The organism is Lacticaseibacillus manihotivorans DSM 13343 = JCM 12514 (genome assembly GCF_001435035.1).
In the GTDB taxonomy this organism is placed as follows: domain Bacteria; phylum Bacillota; class Bacilli; order Lactobacillales; family Lactobacillaceae; genus Lacticaseibacillus; species Lacticaseibacillus manihotivorans.
Genome location: NZ_AZEU01000051.1, coordinates 1 through 19,970 on the forward strand (window position 1 = coordinate 1; position 19,970 = coordinate 19,970).

Annotated in this window: 14 protein-coding genes and 1 pseudogene; 12 read left to right on the forward strand and 3 right to left on the reverse strand. The window is 47.4% G+C overall.

Annotated elements, in window-relative coordinates; translation table 11 throughout:
* Positions 1-54: 54 nt before the first annotated feature.
* From FD01_RS03325 to FD01_RS03370, 10 genes and pseudogenes are all read left to right on the forward strand, one after another.
* A pseudogene (locus FD01_RS03325) lies at positions 55-294 on the forward strand (MATE family efflux transporter); the annotation flags it as partial.
* 1,013 nt (positions 295-1,307) lie between these two features.
* Positions 1,308-1,880, forward strand: coding sequence for a uracil-DNA glycosylase family protein (locus FD01_RS03330; RefSeq protein WP_056962572.1), 573 nt, complete (start codon positions 1,308-1,310; stop codon positions 1,878-1,880).
* 141 nt (positions 1,881-2,021) lie between these two features.
* On the forward strand, positions 2,022-3,665 hold the full coding sequence (locus FD01_RS03335; protein ID WP_056962573.1) for an alpha-glucosidase: 1,644 nt from the start codon (positions 2,022-2,024) through the stop codon (positions 3,663-3,665).
* 1 nt (position 3,666) lies between these two features.
* Positions 3,667-5,415, forward strand: coding sequence for a glycoside hydrolase family 13 protein (locus tag FD01_RS03340; RefSeq protein WP_056962574.1), 1,749 nt, complete (start codon positions 3,667-3,669; stop codon positions 5,413-5,415).
* Between the two features lie 95 nt (positions 5,416-5,510).
* Positions 5,511-7,760 (forward strand): glycoside hydrolase family 65 protein, encoded by a 2,250-nt coding sequence (locus FD01_RS03345; protein ID WP_056962575.1) that lies wholly within the window; start codon positions 5,511-5,513, stop codon positions 7,758-7,760.
* 11 nt (positions 7,761-7,771) lie between these two features.
* On the forward strand, positions 7,772-8,440 hold the full coding sequence (gene pgmB, locus FD01_RS03350; RefSeq protein WP_054717187.1) for a beta-phosphoglucomutase: 669 nt from the start codon (positions 7,772-7,774) through the stop codon (positions 8,438-8,440).
* On the forward strand, positions 8,437-10,038 hold the full coding sequence (locus FD01_RS03355) for a glycoside hydrolase family 13 protein (protein ID WP_054717184.1): 1,602 nt from the start codon (positions 8,437-8,439) through the stop codon (positions 10,036-10,038). Before pgmB ends, FD01_RS03355 begins: the two co-directional genes overlap by 4 nt.
* 41 nt (positions 10,039-10,079) lie before the next feature.
* Positions 10,080-11,315, forward strand: a complete 1,236-nt coding sequence (locus FD01_RS03360; RefSeq protein ID WP_056962577.1) for an extracellular solute-binding protein — start codon at positions 10,080-10,082, stop codon at positions 11,313-11,315.
* Positions 11,316-11,453: 138 nt separating this feature from the next.
* The gene (locus FD01_RS03365; RefSeq protein ID WP_056962579.1) at positions 11,454-12,812 is read left to right on the forward strand and encodes a carbohydrate ABC transporter permease; all 1,359 of its coding nucleotides are present in this window, start codon (positions 11,454-11,456) and stop codon (positions 12,810-12,812) included.
* Positions 12,813-12,815: 3 nt separating this feature from the next.
* Positions 12,816-13,673 (forward strand): sugar ABC transporter permease, encoded by an 858-nt coding sequence (locus FD01_RS03370; protein ID WP_054717181.1) that lies wholly within the window; start codon positions 12,816-12,818, stop codon positions 13,671-13,673.
* A 59-nt stretch (positions 13,674-13,732) separates the two neighbouring features.
* On the opposite strand, the gene FD01_RS03375 is transcribed toward FD01_RS03370, so the two are convergent.
* Both FD01_RS03375 and FD01_RS03380 read right to left on the reverse strand, forming a co-directional pair.
* Complete coding sequence (locus tag FD01_RS03375) at positions 13,733-14,515, reverse strand: CPBP family intramembrane glutamic endopeptidase (RefSeq protein ID WP_056962580.1); 783 nt, start codon at positions 14,513-14,515, stop codon at positions 13,733-13,735.
* A gap of 86 nt (positions 14,516-14,601) precedes the next feature.
* Positions 14,602-15,531 carry an aldose epimerase family protein gene (locus FD01_RS03380; protein WP_056962582.1) on the reverse strand — a complete coding sequence of 310 codons (930 nt, stop codon included), beginning with the start codon at positions 15,529-15,531 and terminating at the stop codon, positions 14,602-14,604.
* A gap of 154 nt (positions 15,532-15,685) precedes the next feature.
* Here FD01_RS03380 and FD01_RS03385 point away from each other — a divergent pair, with 154 nt between their 5' ends.
* Both FD01_RS03385 and FD01_RS03390 read left to right on the forward strand, forming a co-directional pair.
* Positions 15,686-16,141: a DUF956 family protein gene (locus FD01_RS03385; RefSeq protein WP_054717173.1), complete on the forward strand. Its 456-nt coding sequence runs from the start codon at positions 15,686-15,688 to the stop codon at positions 16,139-16,141.
* 104 nt (positions 16,142-16,245) lie between these two features.
* Positions 16,246-17,565, forward strand: coding sequence for an MATE family efflux transporter (locus FD01_RS03390; RefSeq protein WP_056962583.1), 1,320 nt, complete (start codon positions 16,246-16,248; stop codon positions 17,563-17,565).
* 48 nt (positions 17,566-17,613) lie between these two features.
* On the opposite strand, the gene FD01_RS03395 is transcribed toward FD01_RS03390, so the two are convergent.
* Entirely contained in the window at positions 17,614-19,815 is a 2,202-nt protein-coding gene (locus tag FD01_RS03395; RefSeq protein WP_056962585.1) for a helix-turn-helix transcriptional regulator, read from the reverse strand.
* Positions 19,816-19,970 lie beyond the last annotated feature (155 nt).

The following is a 19,970-nucleotide window of genomic DNA, read 5'->3' on the forward strand; positions in this document are numbered from 1 at the left end:
TTTTTATTGTCCAAAAAATTTTGAGACAGTGGCTAACTTGATTCTAAAATGCGCGGCAAAACCATGGTGCCGACTGTGGCTGGATTGTTTGAATTATTGATGCGTGCTTTTGCTGGGATCGTGTTGGTCACACACTTGGGCTTTGCTGGGGCGTCGATGGCCAACCCACTGGCATGGATCGGTTCAGTATTCGTGTTGGTCAATGTGTACTTCCGGACGATGAAGAAGATCCGGCAACAAGAAGATCGCCAAGCCGCGAAGAAAGCAGCGGAGACGGCGCAAGATCCGATTTAAAAATTGATCGTGCGTCCAAAAATTAGGGTCAAAAGAAACAGGGATGACTGGTGAAAATAACCAGTCGTCCCTGTTTTTATGCGCATTGAGTTCTGTGATATTTGACAATGGTTTATGAAAATATCCTGCAATAGTTATCGTCAACTTATTCGGGAGCTTAAGGCAACTTTCGGTCATCCAAGACCGAAAAAGTGCAAGCGAAAAGCCGTACAGGAACTTTGGCGAGTGATCGTACGGCTTTCTAGCTTTCACTATTAGACTGTAGTCATCGGCCGCCGCCATTGAGACGGAAGCGTAGCCCATATCGTTGACGCGGTATGGGTTTTCAATACCCAAATGATAACATGGGTGTCATGTCGGATGCAATCTTCATGCTTTAACGGGTGAAGACGCCAACAGCACACAAAGTCCACAAAACAGTTTCCCATTTCGTGGGCTTCTGGCTTTTACGCCATTTATATCCAATTACGGCCAAACAGTTACCACAATGTATCCAAGTACGTTTCTGCGCAGCCCTAGGGGATTGGCCTTAGACCGCTTTGGTTACTAATAAGCTCTGCATTGCCTTTCACCCACAGACGTCGACTTGCTTCCCATGTCACCATGAGGAAATCGATCCGGTGTAATCGAATGAGTTCCGAAGAACCCTTCACAGTGCCGGCACTTTGATGCTAGAGATCCAATGACGACCAACAGTTAAGCTGGGGTCACTGCGGATCAGTCTCACTGGGCCTGCGGGGATCTGCCCCCCGTTGCGAAGAGTTTCAAGCAGCGTGCGCTAAGTTGCTTTCTCCACCTTGTTAACGCATTCAGTTTACCACCCTTGTTTCACCCTGACAAGACTAACGATTATAAACGTTTTTCCTAAATTTCCATCAAAAGGCGAACTGTGGTTGATCAATCGCGGTTTAGCTTGTGCTTACGTGTGGTATTTTGGCTCAAAAGTTGTGAATCGTCACGATTCTGTGATGTTTGCGGTATAATCGACTCACTTAATTCCTGGAGGATGACTGATGCCAACTGCTGACGAAATTTTTGAAGCAATCAAACAAGATTCGGCTAACGCTGAGTTCACTAAAGCTGGGATCGAACCGCTGTATCATGTAGAACCAGAGGCGACGATTTTGATCGTGAGCCAAGCGCCGAGTCGCTCTGCTCAACTGGCGAAAACATATTGGCGCGATGCTTCAGGGGATCGTTTGCGCGAGTGGATGGGTGTGACTTCAGCCGAGTTTTACGATTCTGGCCGCATTGGCGTGGTGCCGTTGGACTTTTATTATCCAGGCCGCGGTAAAAGCGGTGACTTACCGCCGCGCAAAGGCTTTGCTGATCAGTGGCATCAGCCGATTTTACAATTGATGCCCAAAGTGAAGCTCACCTTGTTGATTGGTATGTATGCAGTCAAATATTATTTACCGAATCGCGAAAAGACGTTAACGGAAACCGTGCGCAACTTTGAAGCGTATCAGCCGTACTTTCCGTTAGTCCATCCGTCGCCGTTGAATTATGGTTGGTTGCACAAAAATCCATGGTTTCAACAAAGTGTGCTGCCACGATTGCAACAGCAAGTGCGCAACTTACTTTAAATGATGATTGGTCTAGTTGAAAAGACTAGACTTTTTATTTGGAACGATTATGATACCGGTAACAACGAGCCGTGGCTTGCAAGGCGTGCCGGCATTCCCGTATTCTATACCTAGCATATATTTGACGGAGGAGGCGACATTTTGGAAAATTGGTATAATCACGCGATCATCTATCAAATTTATCCGAAATCTTTTCAAGACAGCAATGGCGATGGCATCGGCGACTTGCCGGGCATTATTCAACGCATTCCTTATTTAAAAACGCTCGGCATCAATACGGTTTGGTTGAATCCCGTATTTACCTCGCCGCAAGTGGACAATGGCTATGACGTGGCCAACTACTATGCCATCGATCCAGATGTCGGCACCATGGCGGATATGGATGCGTTGATCAAAGCGTTACATGACGCCGGCATTCATTTATTACTCGACTTTGTGATGAATCATACGTCTGATCAACATCCTTGGTTTCAAGATGCGATCAAGCATCCTGGTAGTTTATATCGCGATTATTATATTTTTGCCGGGGAGCACGATCAGCACCCCAACAACTGGGGCAGCTTCTTTGGCGGCTCTGTGTGGGCCAAAGATCCAGCTGGCACCGGCAAATCATATTTCCACTTATTTGATCGGCACATGCCAGACTTGAACTGGGAAAATCCTGAAGTGCGCCACGCGATGGGCGATATTGCTGATTTTTGGTTGAAAAAAGGGATCGATGGTTTGCGCGTCGACGCCTTTATCCACATCGCCAAAGCGCGGTTAGATCAAGATTTTCCGACGGCAGATGGCTCACGAGAACCCGTTGTTGCTGAACCATTTTTTGCTAATTTGCCGCAAGTGCAAACTTGGTTGCGGCCATTTACCGAGCGCATCAAAACCGATTACCCGCAAGCCTTCTTGTTAGGCGAAGCCGCCAGTGCCGATGTGAATTTGGCAGCGGCTTATACCGATCGGTTGATGGATAGCGTGGTGACGTTCCGCTACTTTAAAGAAGATGAGTCGCAAGTCGATCCCGCATATCCTGCGCAATATCAACCTAAACCCTTGGATTGGCAAGCTTTCAAGCAAACCCAAGCGGTGTGGCAACAAACCTTATCAGCGATGCCGACGCTTTATTGGAGCAATCACGATATGCCGCGCCTACTTGGTCGCGTGGCCAAAAATTCATTAACGGCGCGGAGTTTGGCGATGTTGATGTATTTGCAACGTGGGATCCCGATCATTTATTACGGCGAAGAACTCGGCATGAGCAACTTACAATTTGATTCAGTTGAAGCCTTTCAAGATCAAACCGTTGGCCCTTGGGTAAAAGCGGCCATTGCAGCGGGGCAAACCAAAGCTCAAGCCTTGCAACAAGTCTCTGCCACCCATAAATTACCGGCCCGCGGGGGCATGCGCTGGGACAGCACGCAAAATGCGGGCTTTTCCACCGGCACGCCTTGGCTTCAAGGTAAAAGCGCGGATACACCAACGGTTGCCCAACAAGCTGATGATCCAGAAAGTCAGCTGAATTTTTATCGCGAGTTGTTGAAACTCAAGCGAACAGACTTGTTCAGTGATGGGGATTATCGCTTGTTGACTACCGATGCCAATAGTTATGTGTATCAACGCCAATTCCAAAATCAAAAGGCGATTGTTGCCGTGTCGATCGGTGAGGCGTCAGTGATCGATTTGCCTAAAGCGCGTTATGATATTCGATTAGAAAATGGTACCGTGCAACTGTTGAACCAACAGCTGCGCCTCAGTGCTGGTGCCAGTGTTGTTTTGATCACGGAGGAATAATATGTTAATTTCTGCAATGGCTCACCGTCCCGAAAGCGAAGATTGTTTCTTGATCGACGCGCATCAAGTCCGGCTCAGATTCAAAACCGCCCTTGGTGATATTCAAAATGTGACCGTTTTATATGGAGATCCTTATTGGAATTTACCCGATGAAACTGGCGAGTATCATTTTACTTATTCAAAAGCCCCGATGACTAAGATTGCTAGCGGGCAAACCCATGATTACTGGGCAGTGACCGTAAAGCCACCTTATCAACGTATCCAATACTTATTTGCCGCGACGGATGCTGAAGGCAAAACTATCTTATTTGGCGATCGGGGACCACGCGTTGATACTGAAGTTGAGCGGATCGAAGCGGCCAACTATTTCCGACTCCCTTATTTTCACGAAATCGATCGCACCAAAACCCCATCATGGGTCAGTGAAACGGTGTGGTATCAGATCTTCCCTGAACGCTTTGCCAATGGGGATCCCAGCTTGAATCCTGAGAATTGTTTGCCTTGGCAGCCAGAAGACCATCCTGGTCGTGAAGATTATTACGGCGGGGATCTGCAAGGCGTGCTGGATCACTTAGACGACTTGCAAGACCTCGGCGTGAACGGCTTATATTTCTGCCCGATTTTTAAAGCCAGCTCCAACCATAAATATGACACGATCGATTATTTAGAAATCGATCCAGCCTTTGGGGACAAAGCCTTGTTTGCCAAATTGGTACATGAAGCTCATGCTCGCGGCATGCGGGTGATGCTTGATGCAGTGTTCAACCATATGGGTTATGCGTCGATGCAATGGCAAGACGTGTTGCAAAACGGTCAAAAGTCGCGTTTTGTGGATTGGTTCCATATTCATGATTGGCCACTGTTACCCTACCGCGATCCAACGCTTGGCCAAGGTGATCCGCAATTTGACACCTTTGCTTTTGGCCCGGGGATGCCGAAGCTCAACACTGCCAACCCTGAAGTGCAAGCTTACCTATTAGAAATTGCGACTTATTGGGTCAAACAATTTGATATCGATGCTTGGCGCTTAGATGTCGCCAATGAAGTCGATCATCATTTCTGGCGTCAATTCCATGATGCCTTGATCGCCATCAAACCTGATTTTTACATTTTAGGGGAAGTGTGGCACTCAAGCCAACCTTGGCTTAATGGTGACGAGTTCTCAGGCGTGATGAATTATGCCTTCACGCAACAAATCGAAGACCACTTCTTAACTGGCGTCAGTGATGCACAAACGATGCTGGCCCGCTTAAGCGATCAATTGATGTTGTATCGCGATAACGTCAATTCAATGATGCTCAACATGCTGGATTCCCATGATACCCCGCGCTTATTGACAGTGGCTGGCGGCGACTTGGATCGTGCATTGCAAGCCTTGGCGTTTACCTTCTTGCAAACGGGCACACCTTGCATTTACTACGGCACGGAAATGGGCATGGCTGGGGAAAATGATCCCGATGATCGCAAGCCGATGGACTGGTCGAAATTGCATCAGTCGACTTGGCAACGCGTGCATGCATTAGTGGCGCTGCGTCGTGAATACGCTGAACTATTGGGTAATGGGACCACGACGTATGCTTTAACGGATACTGGCTTGATCAAAGTCACGCGCCAGTTAGCGGGTCAAACGCTCGAAGGCTATTTCAACACCACGGATCAAAGTGTGGCGATTTCTGCTCAACCATTACTGCAACAAGGATTTGAGGCTGGTATTTTAAGTCCTAAAGGTTTTATTGTTCGCGCACAATGAAATCCTGATAACGGTAACAATGGGTTTCGCCTTGTAAAAACGCTTTCCCACCTGCTACACTAGTAAGTGTTAAAAGCGAAACGGAGTGAGTGCAAATGAATGCAAAGCGATTATTCAACATCGACCCTTGGTTGGTGGCAACGCATCAATTAGATAAAACCAATAAGCGCCTGCAAGAATCACTGACCGCCATCGGGAATGGGTATATGGGCATGCGAGGTAACTTTGAAGAAGGTTATTCCGGCGATACCTTATTGGGGACCTACTTAGCAGGTGTGTGGTTCCCAGATAAAACCCGCGTTGGCTGGTGGAAAAACGGTTATCCTGATTATTTTGGCAAAGCCATCAACGCCCCAAGTTTTATCAACTTAGGGATCACCATTAATGGTGTGGCGTTAGACCTCGCCAAAAATAAGTTCCGCGATTTCAACTTACAACTCGACTTACATCAAGGTAAGTTAACGCGCAGCTTTGTATACGTCGCCGATGACGTCGAAGTCGCGTTTGAATTCGAACGATTCGTTTCCAACGCGATGCAACAAGCAGGCCTCATCAAAGTGACTGCCAAGGTCTTGAAAGGCTCAGCGGCGTTGAAATTTGATGCCGCCTTAGATGGCAATGTCACCAATGAAGATGCCAATTACGACGAACACTTCTGGATCCCGCAACATGAAGATGCCGTCAAAGGTTCGATTCAGCTTGAAACCAAAGCCAATCCTTTCGACGTCCCACAGTTTACGGTATTACTCAAACAAGCCTTGAAGGTGGATGGCGCTACAGTTGAAGGCATGCGAACCTCAGAACCTGGGCGTTTGGATGAAACCTTGAGTTACGATTTAGCTCAAGGTGATGATCTTACCATTGAAAAACGCGTGATCGTGTTGACCAGCCGCGATGTTGAACCAGAAAAACAACCGGCGCAAGCCGAGAAGCTGATGGCTGAGCTGTTACCACAAAGTTTTGACCAAGCACTAGCGGCTCACGAGCAAGTTTGGGCCAAGCGTTGGGCGCAATCAGATGTTGTGATCGATGGCGACGCCGCGGCGCAACAAGGCATCCGCTTCAGTATTGCGCAAATGTTTATGACTTATTACGGCGAAGATACGCGCTTAAACATCGGACCTAAAGGCTTTACCGGTGAAAAATATGGCGGTGCCACTTATTGGGATACTGAAGCTTATGTGGTGCCGATGTACTTGGCAGTGACCCCACCAAAAGTCACTCGAGCCTTGCTGCAATACCGGCATGATCAACTGCCAGGCGCTTATCACAACGCCCAACAGCAAGGACTAGCCGGGGCATTGTTCCCGATGGTCACGTTCAACGGCATCGAATGTCACAACGAATGGGAAATCACGTTTGAAGAACTGCACCGTAATTCCGATATCGCGTTTGCCATTAAGCAATACACGGATTACACCGGTGATGAAAGTTACGTCAATGGTGATGGTATCGATGTGTTAGTCGGTGTGGCAAGATTTTGGGCAGATCGGGTGCATTTTTCCAAGCGTCATCAACAATACATGATCCATGGTGTCACCGGTCCTAATGAATATGAAAACAACGTCAACAACAACTGGTTTACCAACACCATGGCCGCTTGGGAGTTGCAATACACCCTTGAGCGCCTACCAAAAGCGGATGTTGATAAAGTCCAGGCGTTGGCGGTGACGGATGATGAAAAAGCGCATTGGCAAGACATTGTCGATCGCATGTATTATCCAGAAGATAAAGACTTGGGCATTTTTGTTCAACACGATACCTTCTTGGATAAAGATCTGCGCCCGGCAAGTTCGATTCCAGCCGATCAACGGCCACTCAATCAACACTGGTCATGGGATAAGATTTTACGGTCGCCGTTCATCAAGCAAGCCGATGTCTTGCAAGGCATTTATTTCTTGAATGACCGCTTTACCCGCGAACAAAAAGAGGCCAACTTCGACTTCTACGAACCAATGACGGTGCACGAATCGTCTTTATCTGCTTCGATTCACGCGATTTTAGCCGCAGAACTCGGCAAAGAAGAAAAAGCCGTTGAACTGTATGCCCGCACGGCGCGGTTGGATCTAGATGATTACAACAACGACACTGAAGATGGCCTGCACATTACGTCCATGTCTGGGGGCTGGTTGGCCATCGTCCAAGGCTTTGCAGGAATGCGCTACACTGGCGGACACTTGAGCTTTAAGCCATTTGTACCAAAAGGCTGGACGCACTACAGCTTTAAGTTGAACTATCGTGGTCGCTTGATCGCAGTGGATGTGGCGGATGAAACCACATTGAAATTAGTCAGCGGGGAGCCGATCGATGTCGTGATAAATGATAAAACGGTGCACTTAAGTTAAGGAGGGGTTGCATGCTCAAAGGTTTGATTTTTGATTTGGATGGCGTGATCGCAGACACGGCGCGCTTCCACTTACAAGCATGGAATCAACTGGCTCAACGCCTTGATATTGTACTACCACCTGAAGCAAACGACGCGTTGCGTGGGCGTTCACGGATGGATTCGTTAAATTTGATTTTAAGCTATGGAAACAAAGTCGACGCCTATTCAGATGAAGAAAAAGCTGCCTTTGCCCAAAGCAAAAACGATTTATATCTCCAGCTGATCCAAACCTTGACGCCAGCCGACATTTTGCCAGGTATTGCGCAACTACTACAAGATGCTAAAGCACTTGGCTTACACATGAGTATCGCCTCAGCGTCAAAGAATGCACCGACGATTTTGAAACACTTGCAACTCGACACGGCCTTTGATACCATCGTTGACCCAGCCAAATTGCATCGCGGTAAACCAGATCCTGAGATCTTCACTTTGGCGCAACAAGCGTTGAATTTGCAAGCCTCGGATGTGATCAGCTTTGAAGATGCCTCAGCTGGCGTTCAAGCCATCAAAGCGGCTAACCAATTTGCAGTTGGCATCGGGGATGCGCAAGTCTTAAAGCAAGCCGATTATATCGTGGCTAGCACCGCAGACTTGCAGTTAAGTAAAATCGTTGCAGCTTTTAAGGAGGTGAGCGCGTGAGTTGGTGGCAAAACGCAGTCGTTTATCAAATTTATCCCAAGTCTTTTCAAGATAGCAATGGTGATGGGATCGGGGACTTGCCTGGGATCATCAGCCGTTTAGATGAACTACAACAATTAGGCATCGATGCGATTTGGTTGAGTCCAGTGTATCAGTCGCCTGGTTTTGATAACGGTTACGACATTGCCGATTATGAAGCCATCGACCCGCAGTTCGGGACCATGGGGGATGTGGATACCTTGATCGCCGCAGCCAAAAAGCGCAACATTCGCATCATCATGGATCTGGTAGTCAACCACACCTCCGATCAACATGCCTGGTTCAAGCAATCGCGGTCTTCGCGAAATGATCCAAAGCGTGATTGGTACGTGTGGCGCGATCCGGTTGATGGCCATGAACCAAATGACATGACGTCAACGTTTTCTGGATCGGCTTGGACGCTGGATGAACAAACCGGTCAGTATTACTTGCATCTATTCAGTCCGCAACAGCCGGACCTCAACTGGGAAAATCCTGATGTGCGGCATGCGGTGTATGCGATGATGAATCGCTGGATCGATCGCGGCATTGGCGGCTTTAGGCTTGATGTGATCGACTTGATCGGCAAAATTCCGGATCAAGAGATTCGCGAAAATGGCCCGCATTTGCATGAGTATTTGCAAGAAATGAACGCCGCCACCTTTGGCCGGGCCGATTTGATGACAGTCGGTGAAACTTGGGGCGCCACGCCTGAAATTGCCAAGCAGTATTCAGATCCTGAGCGTCATGAGTTGTCGATGGTTTTCCAATTTGAAACCATGCAACTGGATCAAAAACCTGGTGAACCCAAGTGGCATACCATCCCATTAGATCTGGATCTGCTTAAGCAGACCTTGATCAAGTGGCAAACCGAGTTGGATTATCAACATGGTTGGAACAGCTTGTTTTGGAACAATCATGACTTACCGCGGATTGTGTCGCGGTGGGGCAATGATGGTCAGTATCGGGAACGCTCAGCTTCGATGTTTGCCATTTTACTGCACCTGATGCGCGGGACGCCTTATATTTACCAAGGCGAAGAAATTGGCATGACCAACCGGCCGGTGACTAGCATCGATGAAGTCAACGACATTGAAAGCCGCAACTGGTATGCCGAACAACTCGTCCAAGGCCAAAGCGCAGAAACCTTGATCCAGCAGATCAATACCATGGGTCGCGACAATGCGCGCACACCGATGCAATGGGATGCCACACCACATGCCGGTTTCACGACTGGCACCCCGTGGCTAGCAGAAAATGCCAACTACGACCACATCAATGTCAAACAAGCACTGGCTGATCCTAATAGCGTTTGGCATGTGTATCAGCGCTTGATCCAACTCCGTCATCAAAACCCGATCGTCGTTCATGGTGATTTTGAACCACTGACCACAGACTCCGGGGTGATGGCTTATGTCAGAAGCTTTGAAGGTGAACGTTGGCTAGTTGTGGCCAACTTAACCGATCAGCCTCAGCATTTTAACCAACCGAATATTAGCGAGATCTTGCTCGCCAATGTTGAACCAATCACCACCCAGCTTCAACCTTATCAAGCTTACGTCGCCAAGTTGGCGCAGTGAGTGTCGCAATTATAAAGATATTTTGGGGAGGAACAAAGATTATGAAAACTTGGAAAAAAGTGATGTTAGGTAGCGTCACCTTACTTGCATCCATGGCCTTAGTTGCTTGTGGTAAAAGTTCAAGTTCTACAGATACATCCAGCAGCAAAGAAGTCACTGGGACGGTCAAATTATGGGTCGACACCACACAGGTACCTTATTACAAGACCATCGTTAAGAACTTCAACAAGGAATATCCAAAGGTTAAAGTGGCCGTTACCCAAAGTCCTAATGGTTCTGCCAACGCCAAAACCGATGTCGGCAAAGACCCAGCTAAGGCTGCGGATGTTTTCGAAGTGCCAAACGATCAATTAGGTTCCATGGCGGATCAAGGCTACATCAACCCATTGTCACCAGCATCTACCAAGACCGTTAAAGCCAACAACGTTTCCGTTGCAGCTAAAGCGGTTGAATGGAACAATAAGCTTTATGCCTATCCATTTGCTGAACAAGCCCAAACCCTTTACTATAACAAGTCCAAGTTGTCTGCTGAAGATGTGAAGACTTGGGACGGGATCACTGCTAAAGGTGTGATTGCCACGGATTTCACCAACGCCTACAACTACTATCCAGTCTTCTTATCTGCTGGTACAAACTTGTATGGGACTGACGGTGAAACCTTGAAAGGCACCAACGTTGCCAATGCTAAAGGGGTTGCAGCCATGACTTGGTTGGCCCAACAAAAGGCCAACAAGAACGTCATGCAAACATCTAACGCCTTGAACCAATTGAAGTCCGGCGCGGCTGCTGCCACCTTAGATGGTCCTTGGAACTCTGCCAACATCAAGAAGATCTTAGGCAAGAACTTCGCCGTTGCCCCATATCCAACTGTTAATATCAACGGCAAGCAAGTGCAACTCAAAGCGTTCTTAGGCATCGAAGCCTTTGCGGTTAACTCCCATACTTCCACTAAGAACCAAAAAGCTGCGGCAACCTTGGCTGAATACATCACCAACAAGAAGTCTCAACTGATCGTTTACAAGAATTCCGGTCAGATCCCTGTTGATAAAGATGCCCAAGCTAGTGACACCATCACTTCTGATCCAGTCGCAAAAGCGGTGATGACGATGTCCAAGTCTTCTGATCACTCCATCATCATGCCTAAGATGGCGCAAATGGCAACCTTCTGGAACTTATCTGCGCCTTTGATCAACGGTGCTTACACCGGTTCGATCAAGAGCTCACAATACATGGATAAACTCCAAACTTTCCAAGATGCCATTTCCAAAGAGAACTAATCTGATTTAATTGAGGGGTCGTGATCCCCATGATCACGGCTTCCGCTTTGAAGCAAAGTTTTGGCTTTGCTTTAAAGCGGAGGGTTTAACCTTCAGCCATTATTCTGTATCAAAACTGATTTTGGAAGGAGCAAGACGATGTTTAAAAAACACAATAAGGTCCAGCCGCCTGCGACTTATCGAGAGGTATGGTCAAAAGGCGATGTCTCCTTCAAGCTATCATTTCTCCTGATGGGATTTGTCCAATTGCGCCATAAGCAATGGGCCAAAGGGATCGCCTTATTAGGCATTCAAATCGCTTTTTGGGTTTGGTTTATCTTCAGTGGTGCCAGTGCGTTAAGCATGCTGAGCAACCTCGGGGAAATCAAATCTAAAAAAGTGGTCTTTGATCAAACCCAAGGCGTTTACTTAACCAAGCTACCGGATAACTCGGTATTGATCCTGTTATTTGGGGTGTTGGCAGTGATTTTACTGCTGGCAATGTTAGGCTTGTATATTGCGCATTTGCGCTCGATGCGCACGTTATATGTACAATTGCGTGACGGCGAACATGTACCGACCAACCACGAGAACTTGCATGCCTTGATTGATGAACGCTTGCATTCCACGTTGTTGGCAGTGCCGATCGTGTTGATCGTGGCGTTTACGATTTTGCCGACGGTGTACATGATCTCCATGGCGTTCACCAATTATGATGGCAAACACCCAATCGGGTTTTCTTGGACTGGATTTAAAGCATTCGGCAACGTGTTGACTGGTGACTTGGCTGGGACGTTCTTCCCAGTGTTAGGTTGGACGCTGGTTTGGGCCGTTTGTGCCACGGCGACGACATTTTTCTTCGGTGTTTTGCTGGCGATGCTGATCGAATCCAAAGGCATCACGCACAAAGGCTTCTGGCGGACGATTTTCGTGATCGTTTACGCGGTACCGCAATTTGTTTCCTTGTTGATGATGGCTCAATTCTTGGATCTGCAAGGCCCACTCAACAATATTTTAATGAGTATTCACTTGATCTCTAGTCCGATCAACTTTATCGGCGCGTCTGCCAGCCCTTTGGTGGCGCGGATCACAGTTATCGTGGTCAACATGTGGATCGGGATCCCAGTATCGATGTTGATTTCCACGGCGATCATTCAAAACTTGCCGCAAGATCAAATTGAAGCGGCCCGTATCGATGGGGCGAATGCTTGGCAAGTGTTCCGCTCGATCACGTTCCCACAAATTCTGTTCGTGATGGCACCAAGTTTGATCCAACAATTCATTGGGAATATCAATAACTTCAACGTGATCTACTTGTTGACGGCAGGGTATCCAATGAACAACAACTATAACGGCGCCGGGGATACTGATCTGTTGGTTACCTGGTTGTACAACTTGGTCTTCGGCCAAACGCAGCGTTACAACGCCTCTGCGGTATTAGGGATTTTGATCTTTATCCTCAGTGCGGTATTCTCGCTGATTGCTTACCGTCGCACCAATGCATTCAAGGAGGGCTAAAAAATGAAATCATATCATGCACAGCGCCGCCTGTCCTTGGTATTTCGTTATTGCTTGTTAGCACTGCTGGCGATTTTATGGATTATCCCCATTGTGTGGATCATTTTAGCCAGCTTCTCATATAATGATACCGGCTTTGTCTCAACGTTTTGGCCAAAGCAATTCACGTTGCAAAACTATATCGGGATCTTCACTTCTGATCAATTCCCATTCTTGTATTGGATCCGCAACACCTTGCTGGTCAGCTTAGTGACGATGGTGTTATCCACCTTTGTCACGATTTGTGTGGCGTACACCTTGTCGCGGTTGCGCTTTGCTTTCCGCAAAAAGTTCTTGCAAATCGCCTTAGTCTTGGGGATGTTCCCAGGTTTTATGTCGATGATCGCCTTGTACTACATTTTGAAAAACTTCAACATGTTGAACCTCGGCGGCTTGACGTTAGTTTACGTCGGCGGTGCGGGACTGGGCTTCTACATTGCCAAAGGCTTCTTCGATACGATTCCAGTTGCCATCGATGAAGCAGCGGTGATGGATGGGGCCACCAAATGGCAAGTGTTCATTCATATCGGCTTGCCAATGAGTCGCCCAATCATCGTTTACACCGCTTTGACGGCGTTCATTGGCCCTTGGATCGACTTCATTTTCTCAGGGATCATCTTGTCGAGCTCAGGCAATGCCAAAACGTATACCATCGCTTATGGTTTGTACAACATGTTGCATTCTACCAAAGGCGCTTCGACCACGTACTTCACTGAATTTATCGCTGGATGTGTGGTCATCGCCATTCCGATCACGATCTTGTTTATCATCATGCAGAAGTTCTATGTTTCTGGGATCACTGCTGGTGCAGATAAAGGCTGATCAATTAAAAACCTGCTTCGATTTTCAAAATCGAAGCAGGTTTTTTGAATGGTTTCAACTCACAAGCCCAGTTTTGGTAACAAGCGATTGCGATGCTGGGGTTTGCCAGCACGAATCAAAACTGCCGCCAGTGTGACTTCAATGATCACGACGACGAGCACTACGATCAGGGTGGTTAATTGAAAGCCGCCAGCAGGATGGCCGCCAGGTGTCCCCATGCCCACCGTGATGTAGTCAAATGAGAAATGGTAAGCCATCGCCGATAACAAGTTGCCACTGCGCTGATATAATGCCGCAAATAACAAACCGCCGCCTAAAGCACTGATCATTTGCACACAAACCGCTGAAAAACTTTCACCAGACAAGTTCACCAAGTGCAGCAGCGCGAACAATCCGGCGGAAACTAAAAACGCATTGCGGCCAGCATGGGTGCCTTTAAGCCGTTGTCGCAAGGCACCGAAAACCACGCCACGCATGCCCATTTCTTCAACGATCCCTGGGATCAAGGCCATGATGATCGCCCAAGGTAAGTGGTTGACGCCGTGAATGCTAACTAGTATCGCACTTTCAGCCAGCCAAACCACAGCCAACAACCCCCATGTCAGCGGCCGAAAGTTGGCAAAATAAATTTTTTGACCTATAAAAAGCCAATTCATGCCGAAAATTAATAACAGTGCAAAGCACTTATAAACCATCAAGCTCACCATGCCTGGCGCAATGAAAGTGCCAGGCGCGATGATGGTGCGAAATAGCAGACTAAACCCTAACTCCCCAATCACTTCATACAATAGCGCAAAGCAAATCACTTGCCAGATCACTGGCAGTCGGCGCAATTTTTCCATCACAGATCCCCCCTGTGCTTAAGCATAAGCCTGAATGATGAAAACGCAATCAAAAAATTGTGGTGCAACGCGTCATTGCGCCAATTTTAGTGCAATTTGTAAATGGTTTGATACTTAGCGGTGTCGCCAGGTATCAAGGTATAGGCCGCTAAATCGCGCGGATCGTATTGTGGCTCTAAGGCGACGCCGATGTGATCTCCGCTAGTTTTGCCGATCAAGGATAAAGCATCATCCCAATTATTGGCGGTATAGGCCACTAACGCGTTGCGATCGGTTGAAAGCGTCACTTGGGTATCGCCGCATTGCAAGGTTGCAGCAGGTTGGGTGGTATCTAACAAGTAAATGTCATCGAGCCCGCGTTCAGGGATATCCTTTAACGCGTCGAATACTGAAGCCAAGGGTGTTAACTGTCGGAGATCATAGCCGGTGTTAGCGACTGGTAAGTTCTGCGCTTCGGGGAACTTGTTAGCTGCAGTGGCGATGCGTTGCTGTGCATTGATTTGAAGCTGGTGATCGTTAGCGTTGTTCGTGTCGCCGAGATTAAAGTACACATGGCTGGTGGGATTGAACAACGTCGGTGCTGTGCTAGTGGCGGTGTAAGTGATCACCACGGCATCGTCATCGGTCAGCCGATATTGAATGGTGACCGATAAGGTACCAGGTTGAACCATGGCGGGAAATTGATGCGTGTAAATAACTGTATCAGTGCCTACTGAAACGTCCCAAGCCACCGTATCAAAACCATCAGGACCACCGTGCATATTGTAGCCATCCCCAGTGTCTGGAACCTGGACGGTTTGCCCAGCTAACTGAAAAGTCAAAGGAATGCGCCCGCCAGTTGGCCCGATGCTGTGGCCATGATGGCTGGAATCGTTCAGATAAACTTGTGGTTCACTGGTTAAAATCAAATCTTGTCGGCTGTGTACCGTTGGCTTTTGCCAATTGATCCAAGTGGCGCCTTGCGTCATCGTGGTGATCGAGACGCCGTGTGTGTTGGTTAATGTGGTTGTTTGCATTTTGAAAAACCTCCAACTCGTTTCTTCTATTATCTCATGTTCCCGCATTGGTACCGGTATCAATCGCCGCACATGACCCGAAACGTTCAGCGCTTTCATCTAACCGTGATTTTGGTATAATAGACACAGACAAATAGGGGAAACGGTGAAATCAATGGCAGAAAAAGTTAGAATCAATGCAAGTGGCGTCAAGGTAGAGCCACTGAACACCAAAATTGAACATGAAACCAAAGGGACCTCGTACATGGGCCTCGGTGATTACGGCATGATCTATGTCGGCAACAATGGGTTTGAATTTTACGATGATCGTAATCCGAAAAACTATATCCAACTGCCATGGCGTGAAGTCGATGTGATCATCGCGTCGATCATGTTCGGCGGCAAATGGATTCCACGGTTTGCCGTACGCACCAAGAAAAATGGGACCTATACTTTCGCCGCACATGATCCCAAAGCATTACTGCGGGCATGCCGCGAACATATTCCAGCGGATCATATCATTAAGAGTTTGAGCTTCTTCCAAGTGTTGCGGGCGGCAATCAAGAACTTCCCCAATATTATCAAGAACTTGCCCAACACGATCAAAAACATCGGCAAAAAGAAAAAGTAATTACCCAAGATAGCGGCCGCTTCCAAACGGCCGCTATTTATTTGGAAAAAATTTCTTACATGTGATTTTGGTTTAAGGTATCGTAAAAATGGAGGATTCTTGACATGAACGATTTGTTTGAACATGCGCCAGTGCCTAAGGCGTATATGCAATTGGCCCTGCCGGTGGTGATCGGGATGGTTGCCAGCATGATCTACAACTTGGCGGATACCTTTTTCATCGCGCAAACGGGCAATGCCGACTTGGTGGCAGGCGTGGTTTTAGGGACACCGGTGTTTTCTTTCATGTTAGCGCTAGGGGATATTTTCGGCTTAGGCGGGAGTGCTTTGATCTCGCGGTTGATGGGGGCGCACGATTATCAAAAAGTGAAACGTGCGTCGAGTTTTTGCTTTTATGCGGCGATCATCTTGAGTTTGATCGTCACGGCGTTGATGTTAGGTTTTGAACAACCGATTTTAGGCTTGCTTGGAGCGACAGCTTCAACGCGCGCTTATGCAGGTGGCTTTTATCGAATGCTTGCGATCGGCGCGGTGTTCATTATCGTGTCGTTGGTCCCAGGGAACATTATTCGCACGGAAGGCTTAGCCAAGCAATCGATGATCGCCACTGCTGCTGGGTGTGCGTTGACCATTGTGCTTGATCCGATCTTTTTGTTTGGCTTGCATTGGGGCGCGACTGGCGTGGGCTTGGCTAATGTGATCGGCTATATGTTAAACACGGGGTTGTTGATCTGGTTTACCAGCCACAAATCTGAATACTTAAGCCTCGTACCAAAACTCGCTCATGTTGATAGCAAAGCATTCTGGGCGATTATCACCATCGGGATCCCAGCGTCATTGACCAACTTCATGCAAAGCTTTGGAATCGCATTGTTGAATTCTCATTTGGCCCATTACGGCTCAGATGCAGTCGCGGCCATGGGGATCGCGCAGAAGATCTACATGGTGGTGATGCTGGTGATGGTCGGCTTTGCTTTTGGGGCACAACCGCTGATCGGCTATAACTTTGGCGCGAAAAATCATGATCGACTAAAGGCGATTTTGAAATATGATTTCAAAGTCGAAATCGGTTATGCCTTGGCAGCTGCGGCCTTACTGATGATCTTTGCGCCGCAACTCGTCGCTTTGTTTATGAACACGCCTGAAATCGTGGCGTTAGGGAGCTTAATGTTGCGCGCCTTGTTGATGACGACGCCATTTATCGGTGCGATCTTAGTGTTTACCACGGTGTTTCAATCAACTGGCCAATCACTTGGCGCGTTGATCATGGCCATCTCCCGTCAAGGTGTGGTGTTTTTCATCGTGATGATGATTTTACCATTGATGTTAGACTTGCATGGGGTGATCTTCGCCCAAGCGCTGTCGGATGTGATCACGTTTGTTATTGGGATTGCGGTGTATCGGCGCGTGATGCGGAACAACTAAAATAAGCTCAGCTCACTTTTTCAAAAAGTGAGCTGAGCTTTTTTAGTGTCAATCGATATCGGTACTCCGTCTGAATTTCCCAGGGGTTTGACCAGTGGTGGCTTTGAATATCCGAATGAAGGTATTCACGTTCTTATAGCCAACTGCTTCGGCGATGTCTGCGACTTTTTGATCGGTGTTGTTTAACAAGGACTTGGCTTGGCGCATGCGTAGTTGGATCAAGTAGTCTTTAAATGAGATCCCGAGGTGCTCTTTGATCAAGCGACTGGTGTGAGATTCGGACAAATGGTAGTGATCGGCGATTTCAGATAAGGCGAGATCGCTGGTGTAGCGCCGAGCGATGTAGTCGATGATGTGTTCTTCCAAGGTGCGATGATGTTTAGAAAGTTTGCTGATGCGGTCAAAAGCGTCATGGAATAAGGTGATGATCGAGGCTTTGACTTGTTTAGGTGAGGTTTCAAGGTCCAGTTGGTTGACGACCTTACGATTTTCATCGATAAAATCAGTCACGGATAAGCCAACACTGTCTAACGTGCGCTTCAAGGTGTTCAAGAATACGAACTTGATGTTGGTCAAAGCCGCTAACGTGGTGCGGTTGGCCGTTAAAGTTTTGGTCAAAGCTTGATCTAACAGTTGATCGGCTTTGGCAAAGTCACGTTGACTGACACTGGCTAGGATCGCTGCTTCTGTTTCTACCGTGTATACACCATTGCTTAACATGATCGCCGTTGGTTTCGTGGTGACGTCTTCAGGCGTTGCCGTGGCAGTACTGTAAACATCAGCGAAACGTACTGGAATCTCATTGAGGTTGTGGAAAGGAATGGAGATCAAAGCGTGAACTGGGATCTTCAAGCGTTTGCTCAACTGGACTGCGGTGTGATTGAGGGTGTGAACGAAATCATCCGTGGTGTTGGGTCCATGTTCGCTTAAAATCGCATAGTGGTTGACGTCGATATCGAAAAGTAAATTCAATGGCTTTGGCCACAAAGCGACAATGTTTTTCTTGCGCGCGTCTTTTCTTTCGTTGATTCCTAAAGGCTCTTCGCTTAATGCGATTTGACTGAAGGTCAAAATCCCGATCACGCCGCCATTTTGAAGCTCATCTAACGCCAACAAGTCAGCAAAGCGGGAGATATCTTTTTGCGAGTAGCTGTTTAATAGAAGATTCTTCAAAAACAGCAACTTCAAATCATGCGTGACATCGTTTTGCATGCTGGCATATTGGTGATTGGATTCCACCAAGTCATGGATCTTTTCCAATAAGACTTCGGCGTTTTGCGGTCGGACGTTGGAGTCGATTTGTTGCACTTCATCGATGATCTTGGCATAAGGCCTGAAGCTTCGCCGGGTCAAAATGTATACCAGCAAGCCGCCGACTAACAGCAGTACAAAGAAGTACAAGACCAACATCATCACCAAATGGGCCGGCATTTGCGATAATTCGTGATTGCTGATGACATAAGTGTACATGATCGTGGGGATGATGTTTGATTGGCGGACGAAATATTGGTCGCCACCCACTTGTTGTTGCATCACAGACGAAGCGCTGGCTTGCGCATGGTTGAAGGCGTCGGCGATGTGCTCGATTTCTGGTAGCGTCTTTTTAGCTTTGGGATTTAAAGTATCAAGCAGCTTGAGTTGACCTTTATTATTGTAAATATTTAATGGTGCCAGCTCAGATTTCTCCCAAGTGGTCAAAAAAGTCAACGGTTGCTCACCACCATCAAGTGAGGTGTTACGTAACAGTAAGACATGATCGTTGGCTTCAAGCACTCGAATCCCATTGTCAGGAAGTTTTTTGAAGAATTGTGAGACTTGTGGCTTTAATGATGCGACTTCCATGTACTTCAAATAAGGCTCAAATTGGAAAAAGCCGTCTGAACTGATCACGCGACCATTGGCGTGACGAACGATCCCAATTGCATATTGAGAACTGAAATTTGCATAGTCAGGATTGGCCATAATGTCGTCATACACGCGCGCGTATGGGTGATAACCGGTTGGCGGCGTTTGGGCGAGATTTTGCAGACTGCTTTTTTCGGTGAGCGATAAGACCGTATCGTTGGCAGCGGATAATTGTTGATCAGAAATATCCGCTTCTTGTTGTAAATTAGATTTAATTTGACTGATCGCATCGGCACGCTGTTGTGAATAAGTGCTACGAACTAATGAAACCGCAATAATTAAAGTGTAGAAGCTGGCAACAATGATAAAAGACAGCAATAAACGCAGATATACTCGGTTTTGCATGGGTAAATTCCTCCGGCAGCGCTTTTATTATTACATATTTGCAAAATATTAACCACCCGCGATAAATAAACGATTGATGACAAAATATCGATTTCATGCAAAATCCCGCGTTTTACAATCAAGTTAGCCACTATCGTTAGCACTCAGACAAAATA

Coding starts and splice junctions, on each gene's coding strand:
- FD01_RS03380 (WP_056962582.1), bottom strand. CDS start 15,531: ATGCAAACAACCACATTAACCAACACACACGGCGTCTCGATCACCACG.
- FD01_RS03340 (WP_056962574.1), top strand. CDS start 3,667: ATGTTAATTTCTGCAATGGCTCACCGTCCCGAAAGCGAAGATTGTTTC.
- FD01_RS03365 (WP_056962579.1), top strand. CDS start 11,454: ATGTTTAAAAAACACAATAAGGTCCAGCCGCCTGCGACTTATCGAGAG.
- FD01_RS03330 (WP_056962572.1), top strand. CDS start 1,308: ATGCCAACTGCTGACGAAATTTTTGAAGCAATCAAACAAGATTCGGCT.
- FD01_RS03375 (WP_056962580.1), bottom strand. CDS start 14,515: ATGGAAAAATTGCGCCGACTGCCAGTGATCTGGCAAGTGATTTGCTTT.
- FD01_RS03360 (WP_056962577.1), top strand. CDS start 10,080: ATGAAAACTTGGAAAAAAGTGATGTTAGGTAGCGTCACCTTACTTGCA.
- FD01_RS03370 (WP_054717181.1), top strand. CDS start 12,816: ATGAAATCATATCATGCACAGCGCCGCCTGTCCTTGGTATTTCGTTAT.
- FD01_RS03395 (WP_056962585.1), bottom strand. CDS start 19,815: ATGCAAAACCGAGTATATCTGCGTTTATTGCTGTCTTTTATCATTGTT.
- pgmB (WP_054717187.1), top strand. CDS start 7,772: ATGCTCAAAGGTTTGATTTTTGATTTGGATGGCGTGATCGCAGACACG.
- FD01_RS03345 (WP_056962575.1), top strand. CDS start 5,511: ATGAATGCAAAGCGATTATTCAACATCGACCCTTGGTTGGTGGCAACG.
- FD01_RS03385 (WP_054717173.1), top strand. CDS start 15,686: ATGGCAGAAAAAGTTAGAATCAATGCAAGTGGCGTCAAGGTAGAGCCA.
- FD01_RS03390 (WP_056962583.1), top strand. CDS start 16,246: ATGAACGATTTGTTTGAACATGCGCCAGTGCCTAAGGCGTATATGCAA.